21 protein-coding genes are annotated in these 22,453 nt (G+C 71.3%); 12 read left to right on the top strand and 9 right to left on the bottom strand.

From position 1 onward, the window contains the following. The first annotated feature begins 20 nt into the window (after window positions 1-20). Together FS770_RS07265 and FS770_RS07260 are read left to right on the top strand one after the other, a co-directional pair. On the top strand, window positions 21-728 hold the full coding sequence (locus tag FS770_RS07265; RefSeq protein WP_144942825.1) for a DUF5998 family protein: 708 nt from the start codon (window positions 21-23) through the stop codon (window positions 726-728). A 71-nt stretch (window positions 729-799) separates the two neighbouring features. Next, window positions 800-1,870 (top strand): alkaline phosphatase family protein, encoded by a 1,071-nt coding sequence (locus tag FS770_RS07260; protein WP_145010973.1) that lies wholly within the window; start codon window positions 800-802, stop codon window positions 1,868-1,870. A gap of 140 nt (window positions 1,871-2,010) precedes the next feature. Here the strand turns inward: FS770_RS07260 and FS770_RS07255 are convergent, their stop codons facing one another. Beyond that, window positions 2,011-2,685 carry a hypothetical protein gene (locus FS770_RS07255; protein ID WP_145010836.1) on the bottom strand — a complete coding sequence of 225 codons (675 nt, stop codon included), beginning with the start codon at window positions 2,683-2,685 and terminating at the stop codon, window positions 2,011-2,013. 134 nt (window positions 2,686-2,819) lie between these two features. Then, window positions 2,820-4,199, bottom strand: coding sequence for a septation protein SepH (gene sepH, locus FS770_RS07250; RefSeq protein WP_145010833.1), 1,380 nt, complete (start codon window positions 4,197-4,199; stop codon window positions 2,820-2,822). A gap of 357 nt (window positions 4,200-4,556) precedes the next feature. On the opposite strand from sepH, the gene FS770_RS07245 reads away from it, so the two are divergent. After that, window positions 4,557-4,856, top strand: coding sequence for a DUF4193 domain-containing protein (locus FS770_RS07245; protein ID WP_144942828.1), 300 nt, complete (start codon window positions 4,557-4,559; stop codon window positions 4,854-4,856). A gap of 209 nt (window positions 4,857-5,065) precedes the next feature. Here the strand turns inward: FS770_RS07245 and FS770_RS07240 are convergent, their stop codons facing one another. Then, window positions 5,066-5,614, bottom strand: a complete 549-nt coding sequence (locus FS770_RS07240; protein WP_144942829.1) for a DUF3093 domain-containing protein — start codon at window positions 5,612-5,614, stop codon at window positions 5,066-5,068. A gap of 207 nt (window positions 5,615-5,821) precedes the next feature. On the opposite strand from FS770_RS07240, the gene dut reads away from it, so the two are divergent. The 4 genes from dut to FS770_RS07220 all read left to right on the top strand — a co-directional run bounded on the left by dut (window position 5,822) and on the right by FS770_RS07220 (window position 8,387). Beyond that, the gene (gene dut / locus FS770_RS07235) at window positions 5,822-6,283 is read left to right on the top strand and encodes a dUTP diphosphatase (RefSeq protein WP_244944804.1); all 462 of its coding nucleotides are present in this window, start codon (window positions 5,822-5,824) and stop codon (window positions 6,281-6,283) included. A 177-nt stretch (window positions 6,284-6,460) separates the two neighbouring features. After that, window positions 6,461-7,261, top strand: a complete 801-nt coding sequence (locus FS770_RS07230; protein WP_145010827.1) for a DUF3710 domain-containing protein — start codon at window positions 6,461-6,463, stop codon at window positions 7,259-7,261. Beyond that, window positions 7,261-7,632, top strand: coding sequence for a single stranded DNA-binding domain-containing protein (locus tag FS770_RS07225; RefSeq protein WP_144942832.1), 372 nt, complete (start codon window positions 7,261-7,263; stop codon window positions 7,630-7,632). Before FS770_RS07230 ends, FS770_RS07225 begins: the two co-directional genes overlap by 1 nt. Then, window positions 7,629-8,387, top strand: coding sequence for a DUF3159 domain-containing protein (locus FS770_RS07220; RefSeq protein ID WP_144942833.1), 759 nt, complete (start codon window positions 7,629-7,631; stop codon window positions 8,385-8,387). Before FS770_RS07225 ends, FS770_RS07220 begins: the two co-directional genes overlap by 4 nt. Here FS770_RS07220 and FS770_RS07215 read toward each other — a convergent pair. Together FS770_RS07215 and FS770_RS07210 are read right to left on the bottom strand one after the other, a co-directional pair. Beyond that, complete coding sequence (locus FS770_RS07215; RefSeq protein ID WP_083482442.1) at window positions 8,293-9,051, bottom strand: potassium channel family protein; 759 nt, start codon at window positions 9,049-9,051, stop codon at window positions 8,293-8,295. The two genes, FS770_RS07220 and FS770_RS07215, sit on opposite strands and share 95 nt — an antisense overlap. Then, complete coding sequence (locus FS770_RS07210) at window positions 9,051-9,770, bottom strand: potassium channel family protein (RefSeq protein ID WP_145010824.1); 720 nt, start codon at window positions 9,768-9,770, stop codon at window positions 9,051-9,053. The genes FS770_RS07215 and FS770_RS07210 overlap by 1 nt, the downstream gene beginning before the upstream one ends. A gap of 64 nt (window positions 9,771-9,834) precedes the next feature. On the opposite strand from FS770_RS07210, the gene FS770_RS07205 reads away from it, so the two are divergent. From FS770_RS07205 to dxs, 4 genes are all read left to right on the top strand, one after another. After that, window positions 9,835-11,808 (top strand): APC family permease, encoded by a 1,974-nt coding sequence (locus tag FS770_RS07205; RefSeq protein WP_186366720.1) that lies wholly within the window; start codon window positions 9,835-9,837, stop codon window positions 11,806-11,808. Beyond that, on the top strand, window positions 11,805-13,223 hold the full coding sequence (locus FS770_RS07200) for a class I SAM-dependent RNA methyltransferase (protein ID WP_145010821.1): 1,419 nt from the start codon (window positions 11,805-11,807) through the stop codon (window positions 13,221-13,223). Before FS770_RS07205 ends, FS770_RS07200 begins: the two co-directional genes overlap by 4 nt. A gap of 174 nt (window positions 13,224-13,397) precedes the next feature. Then, a complete protein-coding gene (acnA, locus tag FS770_RS07195; RefSeq protein ID WP_055084472.1) occupies window positions 13,398-16,205 on the top strand; it encodes an aconitate hydratase AcnA in 2,808 nt (935 codons plus the stop codon). Window positions 16,206-16,397: 192 nt separating this feature from the next. After that, window positions 16,398-18,410, top strand: coding sequence for a 1-deoxy-D-xylulose-5-phosphate synthase (gene dxs, locus FS770_RS07190; RefSeq protein ID WP_145010818.1), 2,013 nt, complete (start codon window positions 16,398-16,400; stop codon window positions 18,408-18,410). 77 nt (window positions 18,411-18,487) lie between these two features. Here dxs and FS770_RS07185 read toward each other — a convergent pair whose 3' ends face one another. Continuing rightward, window positions 18,488-18,973: a Rieske (2Fe-2S) protein gene (locus FS770_RS07185; RefSeq protein ID WP_144942838.1), complete on the bottom strand. Its 486-nt coding sequence runs from the start codon at window positions 18,971-18,973 to the stop codon at window positions 18,488-18,490. A gap of 162 nt (window positions 18,974-19,135) precedes the next feature. Between FS770_RS07185 and FS770_RS07180 the strand changes: the two genes are divergently transcribed. After that, window positions 19,136-19,609, top strand: coding sequence for a hypothetical protein (locus tag FS770_RS07180; protein WP_145010815.1), 474 nt, complete (start codon window positions 19,136-19,138; stop codon window positions 19,607-19,609). 173 nt (window positions 19,610-19,782) lie between these two features. Here FS770_RS07180 and FS770_RS07175 read toward each other — a convergent pair whose 3' ends face one another. The 3 genes from FS770_RS07175 to msrB all read right to left on the bottom strand — a co-directional run bounded on the left by FS770_RS07175 (window position 19,783) and on the right by msrB (window position 22,388). Continuing rightward, window positions 19,783-21,045, bottom strand: coding sequence for an HRDC domain-containing protein (locus FS770_RS07175; RefSeq protein ID WP_145010812.1), 1,263 nt, complete (start codon window positions 21,043-21,045; stop codon window positions 19,783-19,785). A 129-nt stretch (window positions 21,046-21,174) separates the two neighbouring features. Then, complete coding sequence (locus FS770_RS07170; protein WP_144942841.1) at window positions 21,175-21,792, bottom strand: DUF3000 domain-containing protein; 618 nt, start codon at window positions 21,790-21,792, stop codon at window positions 21,175-21,177. A gap of 104 nt (window positions 21,793-21,896) precedes the next feature. Continuing rightward, the gene (gene msrB / locus FS770_RS07165) at window positions 21,897-22,388 is read right to left on the bottom strand and encodes a peptide-methionine (R)-S-oxide reductase MsrB (RefSeq protein ID WP_414672735.1); all 492 of its coding nucleotides are present in this window, start codon (window positions 22,386-22,388) and stop codon (window positions 21,897-21,899) included. Window positions 22,389-22,453 lie beyond the last annotated feature (65 nt).

Genomic DNA, 22,453 nt, shown 5'->3' with positions numbered 1-22,453 from the left:
GGGTAGAGGACAATGGCGCCATGACATTCTCAGCACCCGACGGTTCACGGCTGGTCCAGGACATCGAGAAGGCGGGCTTCTACCCCCAGCTCGTCACGGACGTGGTCAAGGACTCCCTGGACGGCAGGCGTCCCGTGTCCCACCTCGTGCAGCTGGAGACCCACTTCACGAACACCGAGCTGCACCGCCACATCACGGCGCTCGTGCTCGCGGAGGACGTTCTGCACATCACGCACGTGGACGACCAGCAGTTCGACGACGTCGGCGCGGAGACCGTGGCACGAGTGTCCACGGAGACCGTGCCGATTTCCCAGATCCGCTCCGTGACGCTGAGCTACGCGTACCACCAGCCCCAGAACTACACACCCGGCACCCCCATCATGGAGCTGAACCTCGCAGTCAGCTGGACAGGCACCCAGCAGCTCGAGCTCTACCCGGCCATGTGCGAGGACCCGGAGTGCCAGGCGGACCACGGCTACACGGGTACTGCGGCGAGCGAGGACGTGGTGATGCGCATCAGCTCCGAGGCGGACGGCCAGGACGCCGTGGAGGGCGCTCGAGAGTTCGCGCGGACCCTGCGTCGGGCCAACGTGGCCCCGCTGACGGACTCAGGGGCGCAGCTCGCCCAGGCCCCGCAGTACCAGGGCACCGCCCGCACGGAGACCCCGGCACCGCGCACCCGTTTCGGCCACCGGCACAACGGGCGCGACACGGGGCGCTCCTCGTGAGCGAGGACGCCGCGCCAACCCCGTTCCTGCCCGCACCCCCGAGGTACGGCTCCCGCGGCGTGGGAGAGGTGATGACCTCCGCCGCCGCGGCCCTGGGGATCCCCGGGTTCCGCAACGCGCTGAGCCTGCCTGCCGCGCAGCGCTACGTGGTGGTGCTGGTGGACGGGCTCGGCTCGCGGCTGCTCTCGCAGGTCAGCGGGTACGCACCCACTCTGCGCTCGACCCAGTCGCTGGGGGAGCTCGACGCCGCGTTCCCGTCCACGACGTCCGTCTCGCTCGCGTGCCTGGGCACCGGGCGCGCTCCGGGCCGGCACGGGATGCTGGGCTACGACGTCCTGGACCCCGCTACGGACCGCGTGGTCAACATGCTCGGCAACTGGCCTGCCTCCCTGGATCCCCTGCAGTGGCAGCCCGGGGAGACAGTACTGGAACGGGCCTCACGCCACGTGGACGCCGTGACTGTGAGTTCCCCCCGGTTCGAGTCCTCGGCGCTGACCCGCGCGGTGTTGCGCGGTGGCAGATTCGTGGGCGCGCAGGGCGTCCACGCACGCTCGGCGCGGACTCTGGAACAGCTGAAGGAGGGCCGCCGCGGGCTGGTCTACTTCTACTGGGACGACCTCGACAAGACCGGGCACAAGCAGGGCTGGCGCTCGGACTCCTGGCTGCGCGCGCTCGAGGACCTGGACTCGGCTCTGAAGCGGCTCGTGTCCCGGCTGCCCGCCAACACCCGGGTGGTCCTGACGGCCGACCACGGCATGGTGGACGTCCCCCAGGAAAACCGCCTCGACGTCTCCGCCGTCCCGGAGCTGATGGCCGGGGTGCGGCACACCGCGGGGGAGCCCCGCGCGGTGCAGCTGCACCTGAAGCGCGGCACCTCGGCCGAGGAGGTAGTGGACCACTGGCGCTCACACTTCGGAGACGCGGTGTGGCTCGCCACCCGTGACGAGCTGGCCGCGTACGGCTACTTCGGCCCGAGCCCGGACGAGCGGATGCTCGCCCGGGCGGGTGACGTGTGGGTGCTGGGCCGGGAGGACGTCGCGCTGTACGACGTCGCGCGGCAGGGCACCCGGCCGCTGGCCATGGTGGGCCAGCACGGTTCGCTCACCGAGCATGAACGGATGGTCCCGGCACTGCTGTGGTGAGGTGACGGCAAACGACGGCATTGCGGCGGCCGAGCACACGTGAAGCCATCTCTTGATGTTTCCAGGACGTCTTGACGCCGTGGCTCGTGTGGCAGCCCGGGCAGTCCTGGCCCCTGGACCGTTCCGGTGCCCCTTCCGCCTCAGCGGCCGGCGCCCCCGGTTCCCTGGGTCGCCTTGGAGCCGGCGCCCGTGCCGCCGGTGGTGCCGCCCTGCTTTCCGGTCGAGCCCCCACCGGATTTCCCCGTGCCGCTTCCGTTGCCTGCGCCGGAACCACTGCCGTTGCCCGAACCGCCGCCGTTCGAGCCGCCGCCCGTGGAATCCCCGCCCTTGGAACCCGTGCTGCCGTCAGCGGGCGGGGTGGCGGGCTGCTTCGTGGGCGCCGGGGCCTGCGACTTCTCCGGGGTGGGGGCCGGTGCGGCCGTGGTGGGTGCGGGCTGCGGGGCAACAGGCTGCGGGGCGGGGACCTCGGGCTGGACCGGCGCCACGGGCTGGGGCGCGGGCACGTAGTAGTACTGCTCCGCGGGTTCCGTGGGCTCGGGCTCCACGCTTGGCGTGGGGGACGGGGTCGCCGACGGCGTGGGGCTGGGGGTTGCGCTCGGCGAGGCGGATGTGAAGGTGGCGGGGGCGTCGTCGTCGGAACCGCCGGAGAGACCCGTGAACGCGACCGCCCCGACCCCGGCCAGCACGAGCAGGGCCGCGCCGCCGAGAGCGACGGGCGCGAGGTACCTGTGGGCTCCCGTCGGGGACGAGGCTGCCGCGCCGTCACCGGCCTGGGCGTCGTCGCCGAAGAGATCGTCCTGGATGGAGTTGCTCATGCACAAAGTCCCTAAAGATCGCCCGAGAAGTCACGTGACCGGGACGATTCTCCCCTCAGCCCGATCCGCTCCAGTGACTTTACCGCGTGCCGCGCGATTCGCGCATCAGTGCACGTGGGAGCGGTGGACGCGGATCACGTGCGGTTGCCGAAGACGATGTCGTCCCAGCTCGGAACGGAGGAGCGCTTGGCCCGGGGCGTGCGTCCACGGGGTCCCGGCGCGGCGTTCGCGGCGGTGTGATCTTCCTCCGGGGTCTCGCTACGGTCGCCGTTGAGGGGCTCGTCGGACTCGTCGGGGGCGGAGTGCTCGGGGGCAGAGTCCTCGTGGGCGGTCGCCTCGGTGGGGGCGCTCTCGTCCGAGCGCGGCGTCTCGGGTGCGGTGGGTTCCGCAGCGGGTTCCTCCGCGTCCGCGTCAGGAGCCACGTCGTCGTTCTGGTCGGTGGTCTCCGTGTCGCCGGAGGCGAGGTGCTGCGCGGTGGCCTCGCCCGGGGCCAGCGGTGCGGTCGGGTCCTCGGCGGGGGTGGCGGCGTCGTGTCCGTAGGGGGTGGAGTCGTCCACGATCTCGATGCCCTCTCCCTGTAGGGCCTGCTCCTCCGCCACGCGGGAGGCCGCGGGCTGGATGGGCTGGTCGAAGACGGGGGAGTCCTCCGGTGCGTCGATCGGGCGGGGGCGCTGCTCCACGCGGCCCATGCCGCGGCCGAGGATCTCGGCGAGGCGGTCGTCGCCGTCCTCGTCCGATCCGAGCCGGCGGCCACGGCGGGACTGCAGGACGTCCAGGAGGTCGTCCGCCTGGCTCGCCTCGTGCTGCAGGTGGCGCAGCTGCGCGGAGGGCGTGGGGGCCACGGGGGTGGCGACCGCCGGGGAGACGGGGGCGGTCACGCCGAGCGGACCCGTCTCGCGGGGCTCCTCGCCGAGCGCGCGCGCCCAGTCGTTCTCGGCGCGCACGGTCTGGTTCGCGGGGTTGTAGCTCCACAGCGCGGGGCCCTCGGTGTCGAGTCCCGAGGCCCGGGGGTCGGACACGGAGAAGCTCAGCTGCACGTTCCACAGCTGGTCCTCGCGCAGCCAGGCGTCCCAGTCGAGGCTGCGCCGGTCCACGCCGAGCTGGGAGGCCCGCTCGTCCACGGTCTCCTCAAGCGTCTTGGGCTCGCCCTCGAACACGGAGCGGTAGCCGTCGTGGGAGGGCGCGGTGCCGGAGACCTTCACGCGGCACGCGGCCGTGACCATGTGGGAGCGTTCGGCGAGGATCGGCCACTCGTAGCGCTTGACCCGCTCGGCCTCCCACCCGGACTCCGCCACGACGTCGTCCACGCTCGCCCCGGCGCGGAAGCGCGCCTGGATGTCCCGGGGGCCGAAGGACGAGCCGCCGCGGCCGCGAGCGGGGGGCTTGCGGCGGGCGTGCTGGATGGTCTGCCGCAACTGCTGGTCGATCTTTACCCGGTACCGGGTCGAGTCGTGGGTCTCCACGATGAGGTGCTCACCGTCGTCGTGCACTCCTACCAGACGCAACTGCTCCATGCTGTCCTTCCCTCACGGGTGTCTGCGCCCCCGTGTTCCTGCGGTGCGCGCGGCGCGTTCGTGCGCCAGTCTAGTGGCACCGCGTCTGCCGGACGCCGAGGATCCGCGGCAGGGCGCGGCGGTGGTGCGGCACCGACGTCGCCAGGGGCCCGTCCGGGCCGGTTGCCGGCCGTCTGGGACCGGGTTGGAAGACCCCCTCCAGGGACAAATCTCGCGCTGGGAGAAAATGCCCGCCACGGTACTGGCTTTTTGCGGCACCATGGTGAACAATCTACGCGACACGGCCCCGGGGGGAGATCGTCCGGGGAACCGTTTCACACAGCGATCTCGCGAAGACCGGTTGGAGCGGATAGACACATGGCCACAGACTACGACGCACCGCGCAAGCAGGACGAGGACCTCAAGGAAGACTCCATCGAGGAGCTGCAGTCCCGGCGGTCGGACCACCAGTCCGGAAGCGTTGACGAAGACGAAGCCACGGCGGCCGAGAGCTTCGAGCTGCCCGGCGCGGACCTCTCCAACGAGGAGCTCTCCGTGGTGGTCCTTCCCGCCCAGGACGACGAGTTCACCTGCGGCTCCTGCTTCCTTGTCCGCCACCGTTCGCAGCTCGCGGAGGAGCGCAACGGTGTGAAGTTCTGCCACGAGTGCGTGGGCTGATCCCGCGCACCCCACCCCGGTTGCGCACCGGGGCCGCCGGACCCGTTCGGAGCTGACGGGCGGCGAGTACGACGACGGGCGGTCACCTTCTCGGTGGACCGTCCGTCGTCGTACCGGGATGGAGAGCCCGGGACGCGGGGTACCTGCTCCAACGTGGACAAGCGCTGGGTGCCGAACGCCCACCGGGGCGCACGGCCCGGCGGAGGCCGCTAGTCCGAGAGCACCTCGCGCGCAATGTTTTCGACGTCTCTGGGACTGGCGTTGATGGCGCGGGCCAGCTCCTCCGGGTGGCGCGTGGCCGTGAGCCAGTACGGAGTGGGGTCCACCGGGTCCACGATGCTGATCCGGCACAGGTCGGGGATGGACACTCGGAAGTTCATGAACGCGCGACCGTCCAGCGCGGGGCCGCGGGCCAGGCGGGCGTCGTCACCGCGCAGGGCCTCGGCCTCGCCCACGTAGCGGCGCTCGATGTGGGCGCGTCCCACGCGCAGGTCTTCGTCCGTGAGCACGATCCTGGGCGTGCCCAGGTGCACCACCACCGCGATGACGGCCACCAGCACGGCGCCCACGATCACACCCACCGCAATGCTGATGGGAGCCACGGCCACGAACCCCGCCGCGCCGACGAACAGCACGATGAGCCACACCCACCAGGAGACGGAAAGCCGCTCCTCGTAACGGACCCCGCCACCGCCCTGGAGGGGTGGCACTGTCGCGGTGGGCTCCGGTTCGGTGGACTCGGGGTGCTGGGAACTCATGGCACCACCTTGGCACACTCCCGCTGGGGATTGCCTACCGCGCCGCGGGCGGCTCCCCGGTCGGTTCCCCGGGGAGCCCGGCGCCGTGGCGAGGCCGCCGGGACGGCGGTCATCCGCGGGCTGGCCTGTTCGCGGATGGGCGCTGCCCGCGCAGAGGTGCTGCCGCGCACGCCGGAGGCCGGGGGGTGCGCGTTAGAGTGGAGGACTGTGACTGACGTGAGGGAACCCGCCACCGTGAGCGTGGCGCTGCAGCTGCTGGACACCGACCTCCCCGCTCCCGCGTACGCGCGCCCGGGCGACGCGGGTGCGGACCTGCGCGCGCGGCACGACGTGACGCTGGCCCCGGGAGAGCGCGCCCTGGTGGACACCGGGGTCGCCGTGGCGATCCCCGAGGGCTACGTGGGGCTCGTGCACCCCCGGTCCGGGCTCGCAGCCAAGCATGGGATCACCGTGCTCAACGCCCCCGGCACCGTGGACAGCGGTTACCGGGGCGAGCTGAAGGTGTGCCTGCTGAACACGGACCGCAGCACCGCCTACACCGTGCGCCGGGGTGAACGCATCGCGCAGCTGCTGCTCCAGGAGGTGACGACGGCCCGTTTCGAGACGGTCGCGCACCTGCCGTCGAGCGAGCGCGGCGAGCGCGGGTTCGGTTCTTCGGGAACGCACTGAGCCCGAGCGACCACGGTGCGGCCGCGTGGAGCTCGTTGCGCGGGGCGGCTGCCCGTCCCACCATGGTTGACGGGCCCCACGGTTGACGGGCACGCCGGGCTGACGGGCGTACCGGGACGCACCCCCCCTATTTCCTCTGCTCCACGACACCACCTACACATTTTCGGGAGATCATCGATGTTCGGACGCAAGAAGCGCACTGGCAGCCGGGACGGCGTCGTCCCGTCCGGCGAGTCGAACGCCGCGGCGGAGACGGCAGGCACCGCCTCCGCCGAGCAGGCGCAGGAGAACCCCCGTGCACTCGGCCCCCGGGACGAGAGCGAGCTGCCGGGCGAGCGGAGTGAGTACCTTGACCTGGGGGCGCTGCTCGTCAAGCCGATCTCCGGGGTGGACGTGCGCCTCGAGGTGGACCAGCGCACCCAGGAACCGCGCGCGGTGAACCTCGACTTCCGGGACGGCTCCGTGCAGCTGCAGCCCTTCAGCGCGCCCAAGTCCAGCGGTCTGTGGGAGGAGGTGCGCGCCGAGCTGATCGCCGGACTGCGCCGGGACAACGGGGACCCCAGCGTCACCCGCGGCTCTTTCGGGCTGCAGGCGGACGCCAAGTTCCCCGCCACCACCGCGGACGGGCGCCAGGGCTACCGTCTCGCGCGCTTCGTGGGGATCGACGGCCCCCGCTGGTTCCTGCGCGCCGTCTTCACGGGCGGCGCGGCCCTGCCCGGACCCACAGCGGAGGTGCTCGACGACGCCGTGCGGGCACTTGTCGTCGTCCGCGGCCAGGACCCCCGCCCGCCGCGCGACCTCCTGACCCTCTCCGTCCCCGAAGACGCTACCGTCCGCCGGATGGCTGACTCTGCGGGGCAGCCCCCGGCTCCCGTGGCGGACGCGGACGGGGTGGCACCGCGGGGTGGCGACGGCGCGCCGTCGGGCCCGGCCGTGCAGCCCCCGCGCCGGGGCCCGGAGATCACGGAGATCGGCTAGTGGCACCCGTCAACAACCCGCTTACCGGGGCTATCGACGTGCTCGGGGAGCCCGAGGCGGTCTCAGAGGACCTCGACCCGGCCTTCCGCGAGCGCCACCGCCGCCGCGCGGTCGTGGAGGGCCGGGTGGTGGAGGTCACCATCGCGCCCGTGACGCGGCAGCCGCAGTTCCGCGCCGTGCTCAAGGTGCCGCGCCCCGACTCCGCTGTGCCGTGCGCGCTCGAGCTGCTGTGGAACGGCCAGCACACCGTGCCGGGGGTGAGCGCGGGGACCAGGCTGCGCTGCCTCGGGGTGATCTGCTTCCCCGACGGGATCCCCACGATGCACAATCCGCGCTACGAGATCATCACCCCCAAGAAGGTCACGCGATGAGCTCGCCCGCAGGCCCCGGTGCGGAGGACGCCCCCCGGCAGACCCCGCTCGGCGCAGGCGACCCGGAGGCACCGGAGCGCGAGGACGTGAGCCGCCCCGCACGGGACCGCGCCGTCGAGGACTTCGCCCGCCGCTCCGGGCTGCGCCGCGACGAGGCCGGGCAGCTCGACGTGCTCTCCGCGGTGGGCGGCTGGCGCGGCCTGCTCGAGTCCCTGCTGCCAGGTCTCGTCTACCTGGTGTGCGTGGTCGTCACCGGGCAGCTGGGCCCTGCGCTGACCGCGTCCCTGGCGGCCGCCGCGCTGTTCACCCTCGTGCGCCTCGTCCAGCGCCAGCCCGTAACCCAGGCCCTCGGCGGGCTCGTGGGCGTGGGGATCTGCGCACTCTTCGCCCGCGTGGGAGGGGACGCTCTGGACTACTACGTGTGGGGGTTCGTGACCAACGCCGTGTGGCTGCTCGGACTGGCGGCCTCGGCGCTCGCCGGCTGGCCTCTGCTCGGGGTGCTCTTCGGCTACATCCGAGGGGAGGGCACGCACTGGCGTCGGGACCCCGTGCGCCGCCGCGCCTACCAGCGGGTCAACGGCGTGCTTCTCGCGATGTTCGCCGCGCGGCTGCTGGTGCAGCTGCCGCTGTACTTCGCCGGGGACGTGGCCGGGCTCGGCATCACCCGGCTGGTGATGGGGGCCCCGCTGTACGCCGCTGTGCTGTGGCTGGGATGGCTGTGGAGCCGCCCTCGCCCCGCGCCGCCTGCAGGTTGACGTCCCGGGCCGTGGTGAACATGGCCCGCAGCTGCTCCTCACCCTCCGTGGTGGTGATGAAGAACAGCTCGTCCCCGCCCTCGAGGACGTCATCCCCGGACGGGGCGATGGGCACGCCGTCGCGCAGGATCGCCACGAGAGCCACCTCCGGCGGCCACGGCACCTGCGTGACCGTGCTCGCCACCACCGGGTGCTCCCGGGGGACCGTGTATGCGGACAGTGTGGCGTCACCGGTCTGGAAGCTCAGCAACCGTACGACGTCGCCCACCTCCACGGCCTCCTCCACCAGCGCCGTCATCAGCCGCGGTGTGGACACGGCCACGTCCACGCCCCAGGCGTCGTCGAAGAGCCACTCGTTCTTGGGGTTGTTCACCCGTCCCACGGTGCGCGGCACGCCGAACTCGCTGCGGGCGAGCAGGGAGACCACCAGGTTTGCCTTGTCGTCACCGGTCGCGGCGACGACGACGTCCGCCTCCTCGGCCCTCGCGCGCTGCAGCACGTCGAGGTCGCACGCGTCCCCGACGACCCACTGGGCGCCGCGCAGGTTCGAGCGGCCGATGACCTCGGAGGTGGCGTCCACCACCACGACGTCGTGACCGTGCGAGAGCAGCTCCCGGGCAATCGAGGACCCCACGGACCCACCGCCCACGATGACCACATGCATCAGCGCCGCCCCCGTGACTGCTCCGTGGCGGCGAGTGCCACGGCCTCCATGACCTCGTCCGACGGCGGGCGCGAAAGCACGCGGGCGACCTGTTCGACGTCCTCGACGCGCATCATGGCGTGCACGATGTCCCCCTGCTGGTAGCTGGTGTCGCTCGCGGGCAGGATGCCCTCCCCGAAGCGTGTGACGAAGGCGACCCGGACCCCGGCGGCCTCCTCGATGCGGTCCAGGTGCAGCCCGGACCAGGAGTCGTCCAGCGGCAGCTCGCCGAGCTGCAGCCGCCCGGAGGCCTCGCGGAAGTCCCCGGTGATGGCGTGCTCGGGCAGGATCCGGCGCAGCACCTGGTCCGCGCTCCACCGCACGGAGGCCACGGTGGGGATCCCCATGCGCTGGTAGAACTCGGCGCGCGTGGGGTCGTAGATCCGCGCCACCACGTGCTTGACCTTGAAGGTCTCCCGGGCCACGCGCGCGGCGATGATGTTGGAGTTGTCCCCGCTGGAGACCGCCGCGAACGCGTATGCGTCCCTGATCCCGGCGCGGCGCAGCACGTCCCGGTCGAAGCCGTGGCCCGTGATCTTCTTGCCACTGAACGAGGGGCGCAGCTTGCGGAACGCGCGGTCGTCCTGGTCGATCACCGCCACGGTGTGTCCTGAGTCCTCAAGGGCGTGCGCCAGGGTGATACCCACCCGGCCCACACCCATGATCACGAAATGCGCCATGGGGCACAGCATAGGACGCCGCGGCGCGGGACAAGGCCCGGCCGAGGGACTAGCGTGTTCCTTCGTGTATGTGTCCCAATTCGTCCGCCGCGCGCTGGTGGGCAAGCCGATCCACAACGAGCGCGCCGCGGGCACGGTGCTCTCCAAGGGCACGGCCCTGCCCGTGTTCGCCTCGGACGCGCTGTCCTCCGTGGCGTACGCACCGGACGAGATCGTCCTGACCCTCGCGCTCGCCGGCAGCGCCGCGATTGCGGTCTCGCCGTGGGTGGGGCTCGTGGTGCTGGTGGTGCTCGCAGTGGTCATCACCGCGTACCGCCAGAACGTGCAGGCCTACCCCTCGGGCGGTGCGGACTTCGAGATCGCGTCCAAGAACCTGGGGCGCCCGGCCGGGGCAGCCGTGGGTGCAGCGTTGATGGTGGACTACACGCTCGTGGTGGCCGTGTCCATGGCGGCCGCCGCACAGTACCTGGCCGCGGCAGTGCCGTGGCTCGTGGGCCACCAGACGGCCGTGGCCGTCGGCGGGATCGCGCTGGTGGGACTGCTGAACCTGCGCGGGCTCAAGTTCATGGGACGCGCCTCGTCCGTGCCCACGTATGCTTTCGTGGCCGTGGTGCTCGTGCTGGTCGTGGCCGGCGTGGTCCAGGACGTGGCCGGAACGCTGGACCCCGCGCCGTCGGCGGGCTACGACGTGCTGCCCGCCACCGGCGCGGACGCCGGGTTGACGGGCCTGGCCGGAGCCATGCTGGTGTTGCGCGCTTTCTCCTCCGGCGCGGTGGCCGTGACCGGTGTGGAGACGATCACCCACTCCGTGCCCTACTTCCGCAAGCCCAAGGCGCGCAACGCCGCCCGGACCCTTGCGGTGCTGGGGGCACTGTCCGCGGCCCTGCTGCTGGGCGTGATGTACCTGACGTGGCGCACCGGCGCGGTGGTCGTGATGGACCCCGCGCGGCAGTTGCTGATCCACGGCCACACGCCGAGCGGGGACTTCTACCAGGTGCCGATCCTCGGCCAGATCGCGCAGGCGGTTGCGGGCGTGGACTCGCTGTGGTTCGTGGTGCTCGTGCTCGTGACAGTGGGCGTGCTGTTCATGGCCGCGAACACCGCCTACTCGGGTTTCCCCGTGCTGGCCTCCCGGCTGGCCTCCGCCGCCCTGCTGCCCCGCCAGCTGCAGAGCCGCGGGGACCGGTTCGCATTCACCAACGGGATCATCCTGCTCTCCGTCGTGGCTGCCGCGTTCACCCTGGTCTTCGGGGCCAACGTCAACGCCCTGATCCAGCTCTACGTGGTGGGTGCGTTCTTCGCCTTCACCCTCACGCAGGCCGGCATGGTGCGGCACTGGCTGCGCGGGCGCCGGCTGCGCACGGTGGAGGTCATTCACCGCGAGTTCGCGCTGCGGCTGACCGTCGCGGTAGTCGCGCTCGTCGCTTGCGCCGCTGTCTTCGTGGTGGTGCTGGTGACCAAGCTCGCGCAGGGCGCGTGGCTGACGATCGGGGCGATCGCCCTGACCACGGTCTTCATGCGCGCCATCGCCCACCACTACCGCGCGGTGGACGCCGAGCTGGAGGTCGGCCCGGACACCCCCATCCGCGCCCTGCCCTCGCGCGTGCACTCGATCATTGTGGTCACCTCCGTGCGCAAGCCGGTAGTGCGCGCCCTGAGCTACGCGCGCGCGTCCCGGCCCTCGAGCCTCGAGGCCGTGGTGGTGGACACGGACCGCTCCCGCACCGCGCAGATCGTGGGCCAGTGGGAGTCCCTCGAGATCCCCGTGCCCATCACCGTGCTCGCCTCCCCGTACCGCGACACCGTGGGCCCGGTGATCGCCCACATCCGGGGCATCCGGCGCAAGTCCCCGCGTGACCTCGTGATCGTGTACCTGCCCGAGTACGTGGTGGGCCGCGGCTGGGAACGCTTCCTGCACAACCAGGCCATCCGTCCGCTGCGGACCCGGCTGCACTACGAACGCGGAGTCATGATCGCCTCCGTGCCCTGGCACCTCGAATCGGTGCGCGAACTTCAACTCACGGAGAACAGCAGATGACCGACGCTCCCGCCCCCCTCGTGCTGCGCCTCGGCGCCGTCGCCCACGGCGGGCACGTGGTGGCGCGCACGGACGAGGGCCGCGTGGTCTTCGTCCGCCACGGCCTGCCCGGTGAACTGGTCCGCGTGCGCCTCACGGACCACGAGCCCGCCGCCTCCTTCTGGCGCGGGGACGTCGTCGAGGTTCTGGAACCCGTCCCCGGGCGCCGCGACACCCACGTGTGGTCCCAGGCCGACGCCGTGCTGGCAGCCGCCGCGGGCACCAGCCCGTTGGGCGGGGCCGAGTTCGGCCACGCGGACCTGGCCACGCAGCGTGCGCTGAAGACGAGCGTGGTCGCCGAGCAGCTCTCGCACCTCGCCGGACTCGAGTGGGACGGGCACGTGCGGGCCGTGGCGGGGGAGACCCCCGACGGCACCGGCTGGCGCACCCGCCTGCACCTGGACGTGGCCCCGGACGGCTCGCCCGGCATGCACCCGCACCGCAGCGGCGAGCTCGTTCCCGTCACTGACATGCCCCTGGCCACGGACGCTCTGCGGGCGCTCGCACCGTGGGACCTGCGCTACGAGGGCGCCGAGCGCGTGGACGTGGCCGCACCATCCGGCAGCGGGCCGTTGCTGCACGTGAGCTTGCACGGGGACGCCGCTCAGGAGCAGATCGACGCGCTGCGGGCCCAGCTGGCTCCGTGGGGCGAGCAGCACGGGGTGGCCGTCACCGCGCGCACGGCCGACCACCGCGACGTAGGCGTGTGGACCGGTGCGGGTCACAGCGTGGAAACCCTCAGCGTGCCGGAGGCCGGCGGGGAGTTCTCGTGGCAGGTGAGCCCCACGGGCTTCTGGCAGATCCACCGGCAGGCCCCGACCACGCTCGTGCGCGCGGTCCTCGACGCCGCACAGCTCGCCCCGGGGGATGCGGTGTGGGACCTCTACAGCGGCGCGGGACTGTTCACGGCGGTGGCCGCGCGGGCCGTGGGGGAGACGGGCAGCGTGCTCGCCGTCGAGGGCTCCCCGGTAACCTCCGCCGACGCCGCCCGCAACCTTGCGGACGCGCCGCACGTGAACACGGTGCGAGGCGACGTCGCCCGGGTGCTCACCGGGCGTGGCTCCCAGGGCCGCGGCGGGCAGCGGCGCGGGCGCGGGCGTGCGATGTCGATGCGCCCCGGTGGGCCGGCACCCGCGCGGCCGGACGTGGTCATCATGGACCCGCCGCGGGCCGGTGCCGCCAAGGACGTGCTCGCCGCGGTGGACCACGCCGCCCCGCGGCGCATCGTCTACGTGGCGTGCGACCCTGCCGCGCTGGGTCGGGACCTCGGCAGGCTGCGCCGCCGGGGCTGGCGCGTGGACGGGGTGGAGGCCTTCGACCTCTATCCCAACACGCACCACGTGGAGGCCGTGGCGCTGCTGCGCCGCGACGGCTGAACTCCGCCCGCGGTGTGAACCCGCGTACATCTAGCATCCGCGGCACGCGCCGCGCTGGCGGTGTCGGCGGTGCCGCACGGGCTACACTGGCAGGGACCGTTCCTCGCGTGCGGTGCACCGTGGTGTGCCGTGGGCCTCGAACGAAACCAACGGTGGCGAGAGGAGTTCCACACCATGACTGTGGACAGCTTTGGAGCCAAGGGCGTACTGAACGTCAAGGGCACCGACTACGAAATTTTCCGACTGAACGCCGTGGAGGGAGCACAGAAGCTCCCCTACAGCCTGAAGGTCCTGCTCGAGAACCTGCTGCGCACCGAGGACGGTGCGAACGTCACGAGCAAGCACATCGAGGCGCTCGGCAACTGGGACCCCAACGCCCAGCCTGACACGGAGATCCAGTTCACCCCTGGTCGCGTGATCATGCAGGACTTCACCGGTGTGCCCTGCATCGTCGACCTCGCCACCATGCGCGAGGCCGTCGCGGACCTCGGCGGCGACGCCTCCCGCGTGAACCCGCTGGCACCTGCCGAGCTGGTCATCGACCACTCCGTGCAGATCGACGCGTTCGGCTCCGCAGATGCGATCGAGCGCAACATGGACATCGAGTACGAGCGCAACGGTGAGCGCTACCAGTTCCTTCGCTGGGGCCAGACCGCGTTCAACGACTTCAAGGTGGTGCCGCCCGGAATGGGCATCGTGCACCAGGTCAACATCGAGAACCTGGCGCGCGTGGTGATGACCCGTGAGGTGGACGGTACCGTGCGCGCGTACCCGGACACCTGCGTGGGCACCGACTCCCACACCACCATGGAGAACGGCATCGGTGTGCTCGGCTGGGGGGTGGGCGGCATCGAGGCCGAGGCGGCCATGCTGGGCCAGCCCATCTCCATGCTGATCCCGCGCGTGGTGGGCTTCAAGCTGACCGGCGAGATTCCCGCGGGGGCCACCGCCACAGACGTGGTGCTGACGATCACCGAGATGCTGCGCGAGCACGGTGTGGTGGGCAAGTTCGTGGAGTTCTACGGCGAGGGCGTCGCGGCCGTGCCGCTGGCCAACCGCGCCACGATCGGCAACATGTCCCCGGAGTTCGGCTCCACGGCCGCGATCTTCCCGATCGATCAGGTCACCCTTGACTACCTCGAGCTCACGGGCCGCTCCGAGGAGCAGATCGCCTTGATCGAGGCGTACACCAAGGAGCAGGGCATGTGGTACGACCCCGCCAAGGAGGTCAGCTACTCCGAGTACCTGGAGCTGGACCTCTCCACCGTGGTGCCCTCCATCTCCGGCCCGAAGCGCCCCCAGGACCGCATTGAGTTGACCCGCTCCAAGGAGCAGTTCCGCGAAGACCTCGTGAACTACGTGGTGCGGGACGAGAACGTGGAGGTGGACGCCAACGTGGTGGAGTCCTTCCCGGCCTCGGACGCCCCCTCGCACGACGCCTCGGAGGAGCAGGATCCGGAGCACGAGCCCCGTTCCACCACCGCCGAGCAGCTGCGCGAGCGCGTGGAGAACCCGGTGCCCGTGTCCATGCCGGACGGCCGCGAGTTCGAGCTGGACCACGGTGCCGTGTCGATCGCCTCGATCACCTCGTGCACCAACACCTCCAACCCCTCCGTGATGATGGCGGCGGCCGTGCTGGCGCGCAACGCCACGGAGAAGGGTCTGAAGGCCAAGCCGTGGGTCAAGACCTCGATCGCCCCCGGCTCCCGCGTGGTCACCGAGTACTACGAGAAGTCCGGTCTGGTTCCCGCTCTGGAGGAGCTGGGCTTCTACATCGTGGGCTACGGCTGCACCACGTGCATCGGCAACTCGGGTCCGCTCGAGTCCGAGATTTCCCAGGCCATCCAGGACAACGACCTCTCGGTCACGTCGGTGCTCTCCGGCAACCGCAACTTCGAGGGCCGCATCAACCCGGACGTGAAGATGAACTACCTGGCGTCCCCGCCGCTGGTCATCGCCTACGCCCTGGCCGGGACCATGGACTTCGACTTCGAGAAGGAGCCCCTGGGACAGGACGCGGATGGCAAGGACGTGTTCCTCAAGGACATCTGGCCGGACCCCACCGAGGTCCAGAAGATCATCGACGCCTCGATCGACACGGAGATGTTCGACCGCGAGTACAGCACGATCTTCGACGGCGACGAACGCTGGCGGAACCTCGACACCCCCACGGGTGACGTGTTCCAGTGGGATCCCGAGTCCACCTACGTGCGCAAGCCACCGTACTTCGAGGGCATGAGCATGGAGCCCACCCCGGTGAAGGACATCGAGGGTGCGCGCGTGCTGCTCAAGCTGGGCGACTCCGTGACCACGGACCACATCTCCCCGGCCGGTTCGTTCAAGAGCGACACCCCCGCGGGCCGCTACCTGATCGAGCACGGCGTGGCGCGCAAGGACTTCAACTCCTACGGCTCCCGCCGTGGCAACCACGAGGTCATGATCCGCGGCACGTTTGCGAACATCCGCATCAAGAACCAGCTCCTGGACGGCGTGGAGGGCGGCTTCACCCGCGACTTCACCCAGGACGGCGGCCCCCAGGCCGCAGTGTACGACGCCGCGATGAACTACCAGGAGGCCGGCGTGCCTCTGGTGGTGCTCGGCGGCAAGGAGTACGGTTCCGGCTCCTCGCGCGACTGGGCGGCAAAGGGCACCTCGCTGCTCGGCGTCCGCGCGGTGATCGCGCAGTCCTACGAGCGCATCCACCGCTCCAACCTGATCGGCATGGGCGTGCTGCCCCTGCAGTTCCCCGAGGGCGAGTCCGCCGACTCGCTGGGCCTGGACGGCACAGAAACCTTCTCGATCGAAGGGGTGACCGCCCTCAACGACGGCACCACCCCCAAGACCCTGAAGGTCACCGCCGCGAAGGAGGACGGCTCCACCGTGGAGTTCGACGCCGTGCTGCGCATCGACACCCCGGGTGAGGCCGACTACTACCGCAACGGCGGCATCCTGCAGTACGTGCTGCGTCAGATCGCCAAGTAGGCGCTGCCAGCACGAGAACGCCGCCGGCCGGTGACCTTCAGGTCACCGGCCGGCGGCGTCTGCCCGTTCACGCACCCGCGGGGCGGGCGAGTAGGATCGGACGGAGCATTTCGGGCCCATGGGTGAGCCCCGGCGGGCCGCTCGCCCGTTCCCCGGGCCCGAGCACCACGAGACACCCACGGAGAGCAGGCCATGACGCTTCTGGAGAGCATCGAGGGACCCGAGGACCTGAAGGGCCTGGACGCCGCGGCCATGGCGCAGCTGGCCGAGGAAATCCGGGCGTTCCTGATCACCCACGTCTCCGCGACGGGCGGGCACCTGGGACCCAACCTGGGCGTTGTCGAGCTCACCCTGGCCGTGCACCGGGTGTTCTCCTCTCCGAAGGACTCGATCGTCTTCGACACCGGGCACCAGTCCTACGTGCACAAGCTGCTCACGGGCCGCCAGGACTTTTCCACGCTGCGCCAGCAGGGCGGGCTGGCGGGCTATCCATCCCGGGTCGAGTCGCAGCACGACATCGTGGAGTCCTCCCACGCGTCGTCGTCCCTGTCCTGGGCGGACGGAATCTCCCGCGGGTACGCGCTCACGGGACAGCAGGACAGACACGCCGTGGCGGTAATCGGCGACGGTGCCCTGACCGGTGGCATGGCGTGGGAGGCGGTCAACAACATCGCCTCCGACCGCCACCGCAAGGTGGTGATCGTAGTCAACGACAACGGCCGCTCCTACGCCCCGACCGTGGGCGGTTTTGCGAACCACCTCAAGGAGCTGCAGGCCAGCGTGCAGCAGGGCGTGGACGCGATGCGAACGGACCGCCGCTACGAGCAGACCCTCGAGAAGGCCCGGCAGCTGCTCTCGGGGTCGGGGCACCTGGGCCAGGCCGTCTACCGCGGGCTGCACGGCATGAAGCAGGGCATCAAGGACGTAGTGGTCCAGCAGGGGATCTTCGAGGACCTCGGCATGAAGTACGTGGGTCCTGTGGACGGCCACGACCAGCAGGCCATGGAGCAGGCGTTGACCAACGCCCGCAACTACGGCGGCCCGGTGATCGTCCACGCCATCACGGAGAAGGGTCACGGCTACCTGCCCGCGCGCCTGGACGAGAACGACCAGTTCCACTCCGTGCCCATCATCGACCCCGCCACGGGCAAGCCCGAGGGCACGTCCACCGCCCGCACCTGGACACATGTCTTCCGGGACGAGATCGCGAGGATCGCGGACGAGCGCGAGGACGTCGTGGGCGTCACCGGTGCCATGCTCATTCCCATGGGCCTGCAGAAGATGCAGGCCGCGCACCCCGAGCGCGTGGTGGACGTGGGGATTGCTGAGCAGCACGCCCTGACGATGGCCGCGGGCATGGCCTTCAGCGGTCTGCACCCGGTGGTGGGCCTCTACGCCACGTTCCTCAACCGCGGCTTCGACCAGCTGCTCATGGACGTCGCGCTGCACCGCGCCGGCGTGACCGTGGTCCTGGACCGCGCGGGCGTCACGGGCCCGGACGGCCCCAGCCACCACGGCATGTGGGATCTCGCGCTGCTGCAGATCGTTCCCGGCCTGCACCTGGCCGCACCCCGGGACGAGGCCACGATGGTTGAGGAGCTGCGAGAGGCGGTGGCTGTCGACGATGCCCCCACTGTCGTGCGCTACCCGAAGGGCGCGGTGGGCCAGCCCCTGCCCGCCCTCGAACGCTTCGACGACGGCGTGGACGTCCTGGCGCGCAACGGGGAGGGCACCGGGGCGGACGGCCGCGACCGGGACGTGCTTCTGGTGGGTGTGGGCGCCATGTGCACCACGGCGCTGGAGGTCTCCGAGCGGCTCGCGGCGCACGGCGTGTCCTCCACGGTGCTCGATCCCCGCTGGGTGCTCCCCGTGGCCGAGTCCGTGGTGGACACCGCGGCGGCACACAGGATCGTGGTGGTCATCGAGGACGGTGTGCGCTCCGGGGGCATTGGTTCCCTGATCCGTCAGAAGATGCGCGCCCGCGGTGTCGACACGGCCCTGAACGAGGTGGGCCTGCCCACGGAGTTCCTCGATCACGCGAGCAGGGACCAGATCCTGCAGCGCACGGGCGTCACCGCCCAGCGGATTGCCCAGGACACTCTCGCGTCCGTGCTGGGCACCAAGGTGCCCTACGCCCGCCCCGTGGCCGACGACGCCGCTGCCGCGCCCCGCGGGACGGCCGCCGAGACGCGCCGCCAGGACTAGGGCGGGCCAGGACACGGCCCCGGGACCAGGGTGCATCGCCAGGACTGGGACATGCCGCCACGACTGGGGTGCGGCGCTCAGCCGATCACCACTCGACCGTTGCGGACCGAGACCGGGTAGGACGTCAGCCCGGTGGTGGCGGGTCCCGCGGTGACGTCACCGCTGCGCACGTCGAACACGGAACTGTGGCACGGGCACACGTAGGTATCCCCGGACGGGTTGACCTGACAGCCCTGGTGCGGACACACGGGGGAGAACGCTGTGAAGGTTCCCTTGGTGGGCTGGGCGACCACGGCCTGGACACCGTCCTTGTCCACCTTCACACCCGTGCCGACCGGGATGTCCTCGGTCGCGGCCACGTCCGTGGGGGTGGCCGGAGCCGCGGGAGCTTCCGCGGCGTTCGAGCCGCCGCCGGATCCGGAACCACACGCACTCAGGGCCGCGGCGCCCACGGCGGCGAGCCCCGCCGCGCCGACCACGCGGCGTCGGGAGGCCACGGGAGGAGCCTCCTCGCCGAACTCCTGCTGGTCGCTGCCGTCGTGGTGGCGGTGGGCTGCGGTCATGGTGGTGCTCCTCCTCGTGCGCGGACGCGTCCATCCTAGATCTGCACAGTCCGGTGGATTTGCAGCGGCGCGGGGGCCCTTGCGGGGGGGGGAACTGTCAGTACCATGGTGATCAGGATCGGGCCGAGTCCCCTCGACCCGCGTGAACGGAAGGAACGCCCCATGATCAAGCGTCTTGCATTTGTGGCCGGTTTCGGGATCGGCTTCGTGGTCGGCTCCGCGTCCGGGCGGAAGAGCTACGAGTCCCTGCGCGAGAGCGCCCTGAACACCTGGAACGATCCGAAGGTCCAGTCCAAGGTCTCCGAGGGCACGGACTGGGTCAAGTCCGAGGTGCCCGTAGTGGGCGAGAAGCTCGCGGAGAGCGCCCAGAAGGCCGCCGAGACCGTGGGCGCGAAGGCCTCGGACGGTGCCGCCGCGGTCAAGGGCAAGGCCCAGGAGGGTGCGGCCACCGTCAAGGACAAGGCCGCCCAGGGTTCCCAGACCGCGCAGCAGAAGGCTCAGGAGGTCAAGGACAAGGCTCAGGAGAAGTCCTCGAAGGACTCCGAGACCGAGCTGCCCAAGCCCGCGACCACCGAGGACGAGGTGGACATGAAGCCGGCCCACCCGGCGCCGGATGCCAAGGACATGAAGAACTGACCCGCCCACGGGGCCGTCCGCGGACAGTGACGTGAAGGCTCCCGCGGGGCCTCGGTGAGACCGCGTGGCAACACGTGAAAATGCAGTGGCCGCACACCCACAGGGGAGTGCGGCCACTGCCGTGCCGGGAGCCGAACGGCGAGGCCATGGCGCCGGAACACCGCGGAGCAGGCTCAGTCCTGCGCTTCCGCCGACTTCTCAGAGCGCCGTTGGGAGCGCAGGGTTCGCCACTCGGCACCGATCACGGGGGCAACGTGCCGGATCTGCCACTCACGGGCACCGAGCTCGCGCAACCGCTCCGCCACGGCGTCGTCGGACGTGGAGCGCGGGGGCTGCCAGCAGAAGCGGCGCAGGTGCTCCGGCGTCAGCAGGTTCTCCGTGGGGAGGCCCAGCTCCTCCGCGAGGTGCGCGACGGCCGGCTTGACCACCGAGAGCCGCGCGGCGGCCTCCGGGCGTTTGGTCTCCCAGGCCTTGACCGGTGGCAGGGTGTTCGAGGGGACGGTGGCGGGCACGGGTTCCTCCGCGAGCCTCGCCTCCTGAACGGCGGTGAGCCACCGGGTGGCCTCCCGCTCCGCCTGGCGCCCGTGGAAGCCGGGTGTCCCCAGCAGCTGGGGCACCGTGCGGGGCATCGCGTTGGCGGCGGCCACGAGTGCGGAGTCGGGCAGCAGCCGTGTGGGCGCAAGGTCCTTGTGGCGGGCCAGGGTCTCCCGAGCCTGCCACAGGTTGCGCAGCGCCGTGAGCTTGCGCCGTCCGCGCACGTTGCCCATGCCGTGCGTGCGGCGCCACGGGTCCTGGCGCGGGGGCGGCGGGGGAGCGGTGCGGACGTGCTCGAACTCCTCGAGCGCCCAGTCCAGCTTCCCGGCCTGGGACAGCCGCTCCTCGGTGGCCCAGCGCAGCTGCACCAGGACCTCGACGTCCAGCGCGGCGTAGTTCAGCCAGTCCACGGGCAGCGGGCGGCGCGACCAGTCCACCGCGGAGTGCTCCTTGGACAGCGTGAACCCGAGCAGCTCCTCGGTCATCGAGGCCAGGCCCACTTTCCGCAGCCCGAGCAGACGCCCACCGAGCTCGGTGTCGAAGAGCCGGTCGGGTCGCATGTCCAGTTCGGCCAGGCACGGCATGTCCTGGGTGGCCGCGTGCAGAACCCACTCGACGCCGCGCAGGGCCTCGTCCACGCTGGCGAGGGACCCCACGGCTTCGGGGTCGATGAGGATGGTGCCCGCGCCTTCCCTGCGCAGCTGCACGAGGAACGCGCGCTGACCGTAGCGGAAGCCGGAGGCGCGCTCGGTGTCCACGGCCACCGGCCCGGTGGCGACCGCGAGCTGCTCGGCGGCCCGGGCGAGGCCACGGGCGGTGTCGACAACGCGCGGCAGACCGTCCGCGGGTCCGTTGAGATGCACGGTCGCTGGAATGTCGAAGTGCTCGAAGCCGGGCACCACGATCTCGGGCGGTCCCGGTTCGCGGGCGGGTGAGGGATCGTTGGCGTTGCTGCTGATGGGTGGTCCTCGAACGGCGGATCGGGGGTCGCGGGGTTCTCCGCGGCCGGGTCGGATGGGTGCGGGGCGGACCTACAGGTAGGTGACGCCCTCGTGGTGCGGCGGGAGCCCCGCGGCGGTGCACAGCACCTGGGCCCACGCGTTGAGGTGCGTGTGTGCCCAGTGCTGGGGGCCTCCGTGCTGGACGGGCGTCCAGGAGGCTCTGACCTCCACCTGGGCCACGTCCGCCTGCTCGGTCAGGCTGCCGTAGTGGCGTTCGACGGTGCGTGCGGCGGTGCCGCCCTCGGCGGTGAACCGCGCACCGTGCTCTCCCAGGGTGTCCGTGAGCCAGGACCAGCTCACGTCCGGGAGGAGCTCGTCGCGGCCCATCTCTGCGTCCAGGCGGGAGCGGAACCAGCTCACGATCCGGAACGGTCCCTGCCACGGCTGGGGACAGGACTCGTCGTAGAGCACGACGAACCGTCCGGAGGCCGGTGCCTCGCGGGCGGTGCGGGGTTCCTCCGGGTTGGTGAGGCGGCGGTGCAGGCCGTGTCCCACCTCGGCGGCGAAGGAGATGGCGTGGGGGGCGAGACCGCGCGGCGGGGCGATCCGGCTGAGCGCGACCTCCGGGCGGAAGCGGGCGCTCTCGAGAGCCTGCACGACCGCGCGGAACACGTCCGGAGTGCTGTTCAACTCGGTTACCGCTCCCACAACGTCACAGTAACCACAGCGTTACGAAACGCAGCGTCTTTGGCGTCGTGTCGCGCCCGCATGTCGGCCCGAGACCGGGCAGTCCCGCTCACGACGGCGTGGTCTCACACCGTCGCGTCCGAACCCTCGGCTGCCTCAGCGGGAACCAGGCGCAGCGACACGGAGTTCATGCAGTACCGCAGGTCCGTGGGCGTGCCGTAGCCCTCGCCCTCGAAGACGTGGCCCAGGTGGGAGTCGCAGGTGGCGCAACGGACCTCCACGCGCTTCATGCCCATGGTGGTGTCCTCGATGTAGCGCACCCGGTCCTCGGCCAGCGGCGCGAAGAACGAGGGCCAGCCGCAGTGGGAGGCGAACTTGGTCTCGGAGCGGAACAGCTCCGCGCCGCACGCGCGGCACTCATACACCCCCTCGGTGGTGGTGTCCACGTACTCGCCGGTGTGGGGACGTTCGGTGCCCGCCTGGCGCAGCACCTGGTACTCCACGGGGTTGAGTACCTGGCGCCACTGCGCGTCGGTGCGGGCGGCGGCGGCCTCGGGGCTCAGGGCCCGGTCCTCGCCTCGGCCGTCGGTGTCGTGCTGCTGGGTCCGGGGATCCACGGTGGTGCCTCCTGCTACTCGGTGTCATTTCTTCCCGTGGTGTCCAACGACGGAGCCGTCGCCGT

This window comes from Kocuria salsicia (genome assembly GCF_007681555.1).
Lineage (GTDB): Bacteria > Actinomycetota > Actinomycetes > Actinomycetales > Micrococcaceae > Kocuria > Kocuria salsicia.
Note: the sequence above shows the minus strand (reverse complement) of the source record. Positions and strands in the feature narration are given on the sequence as shown.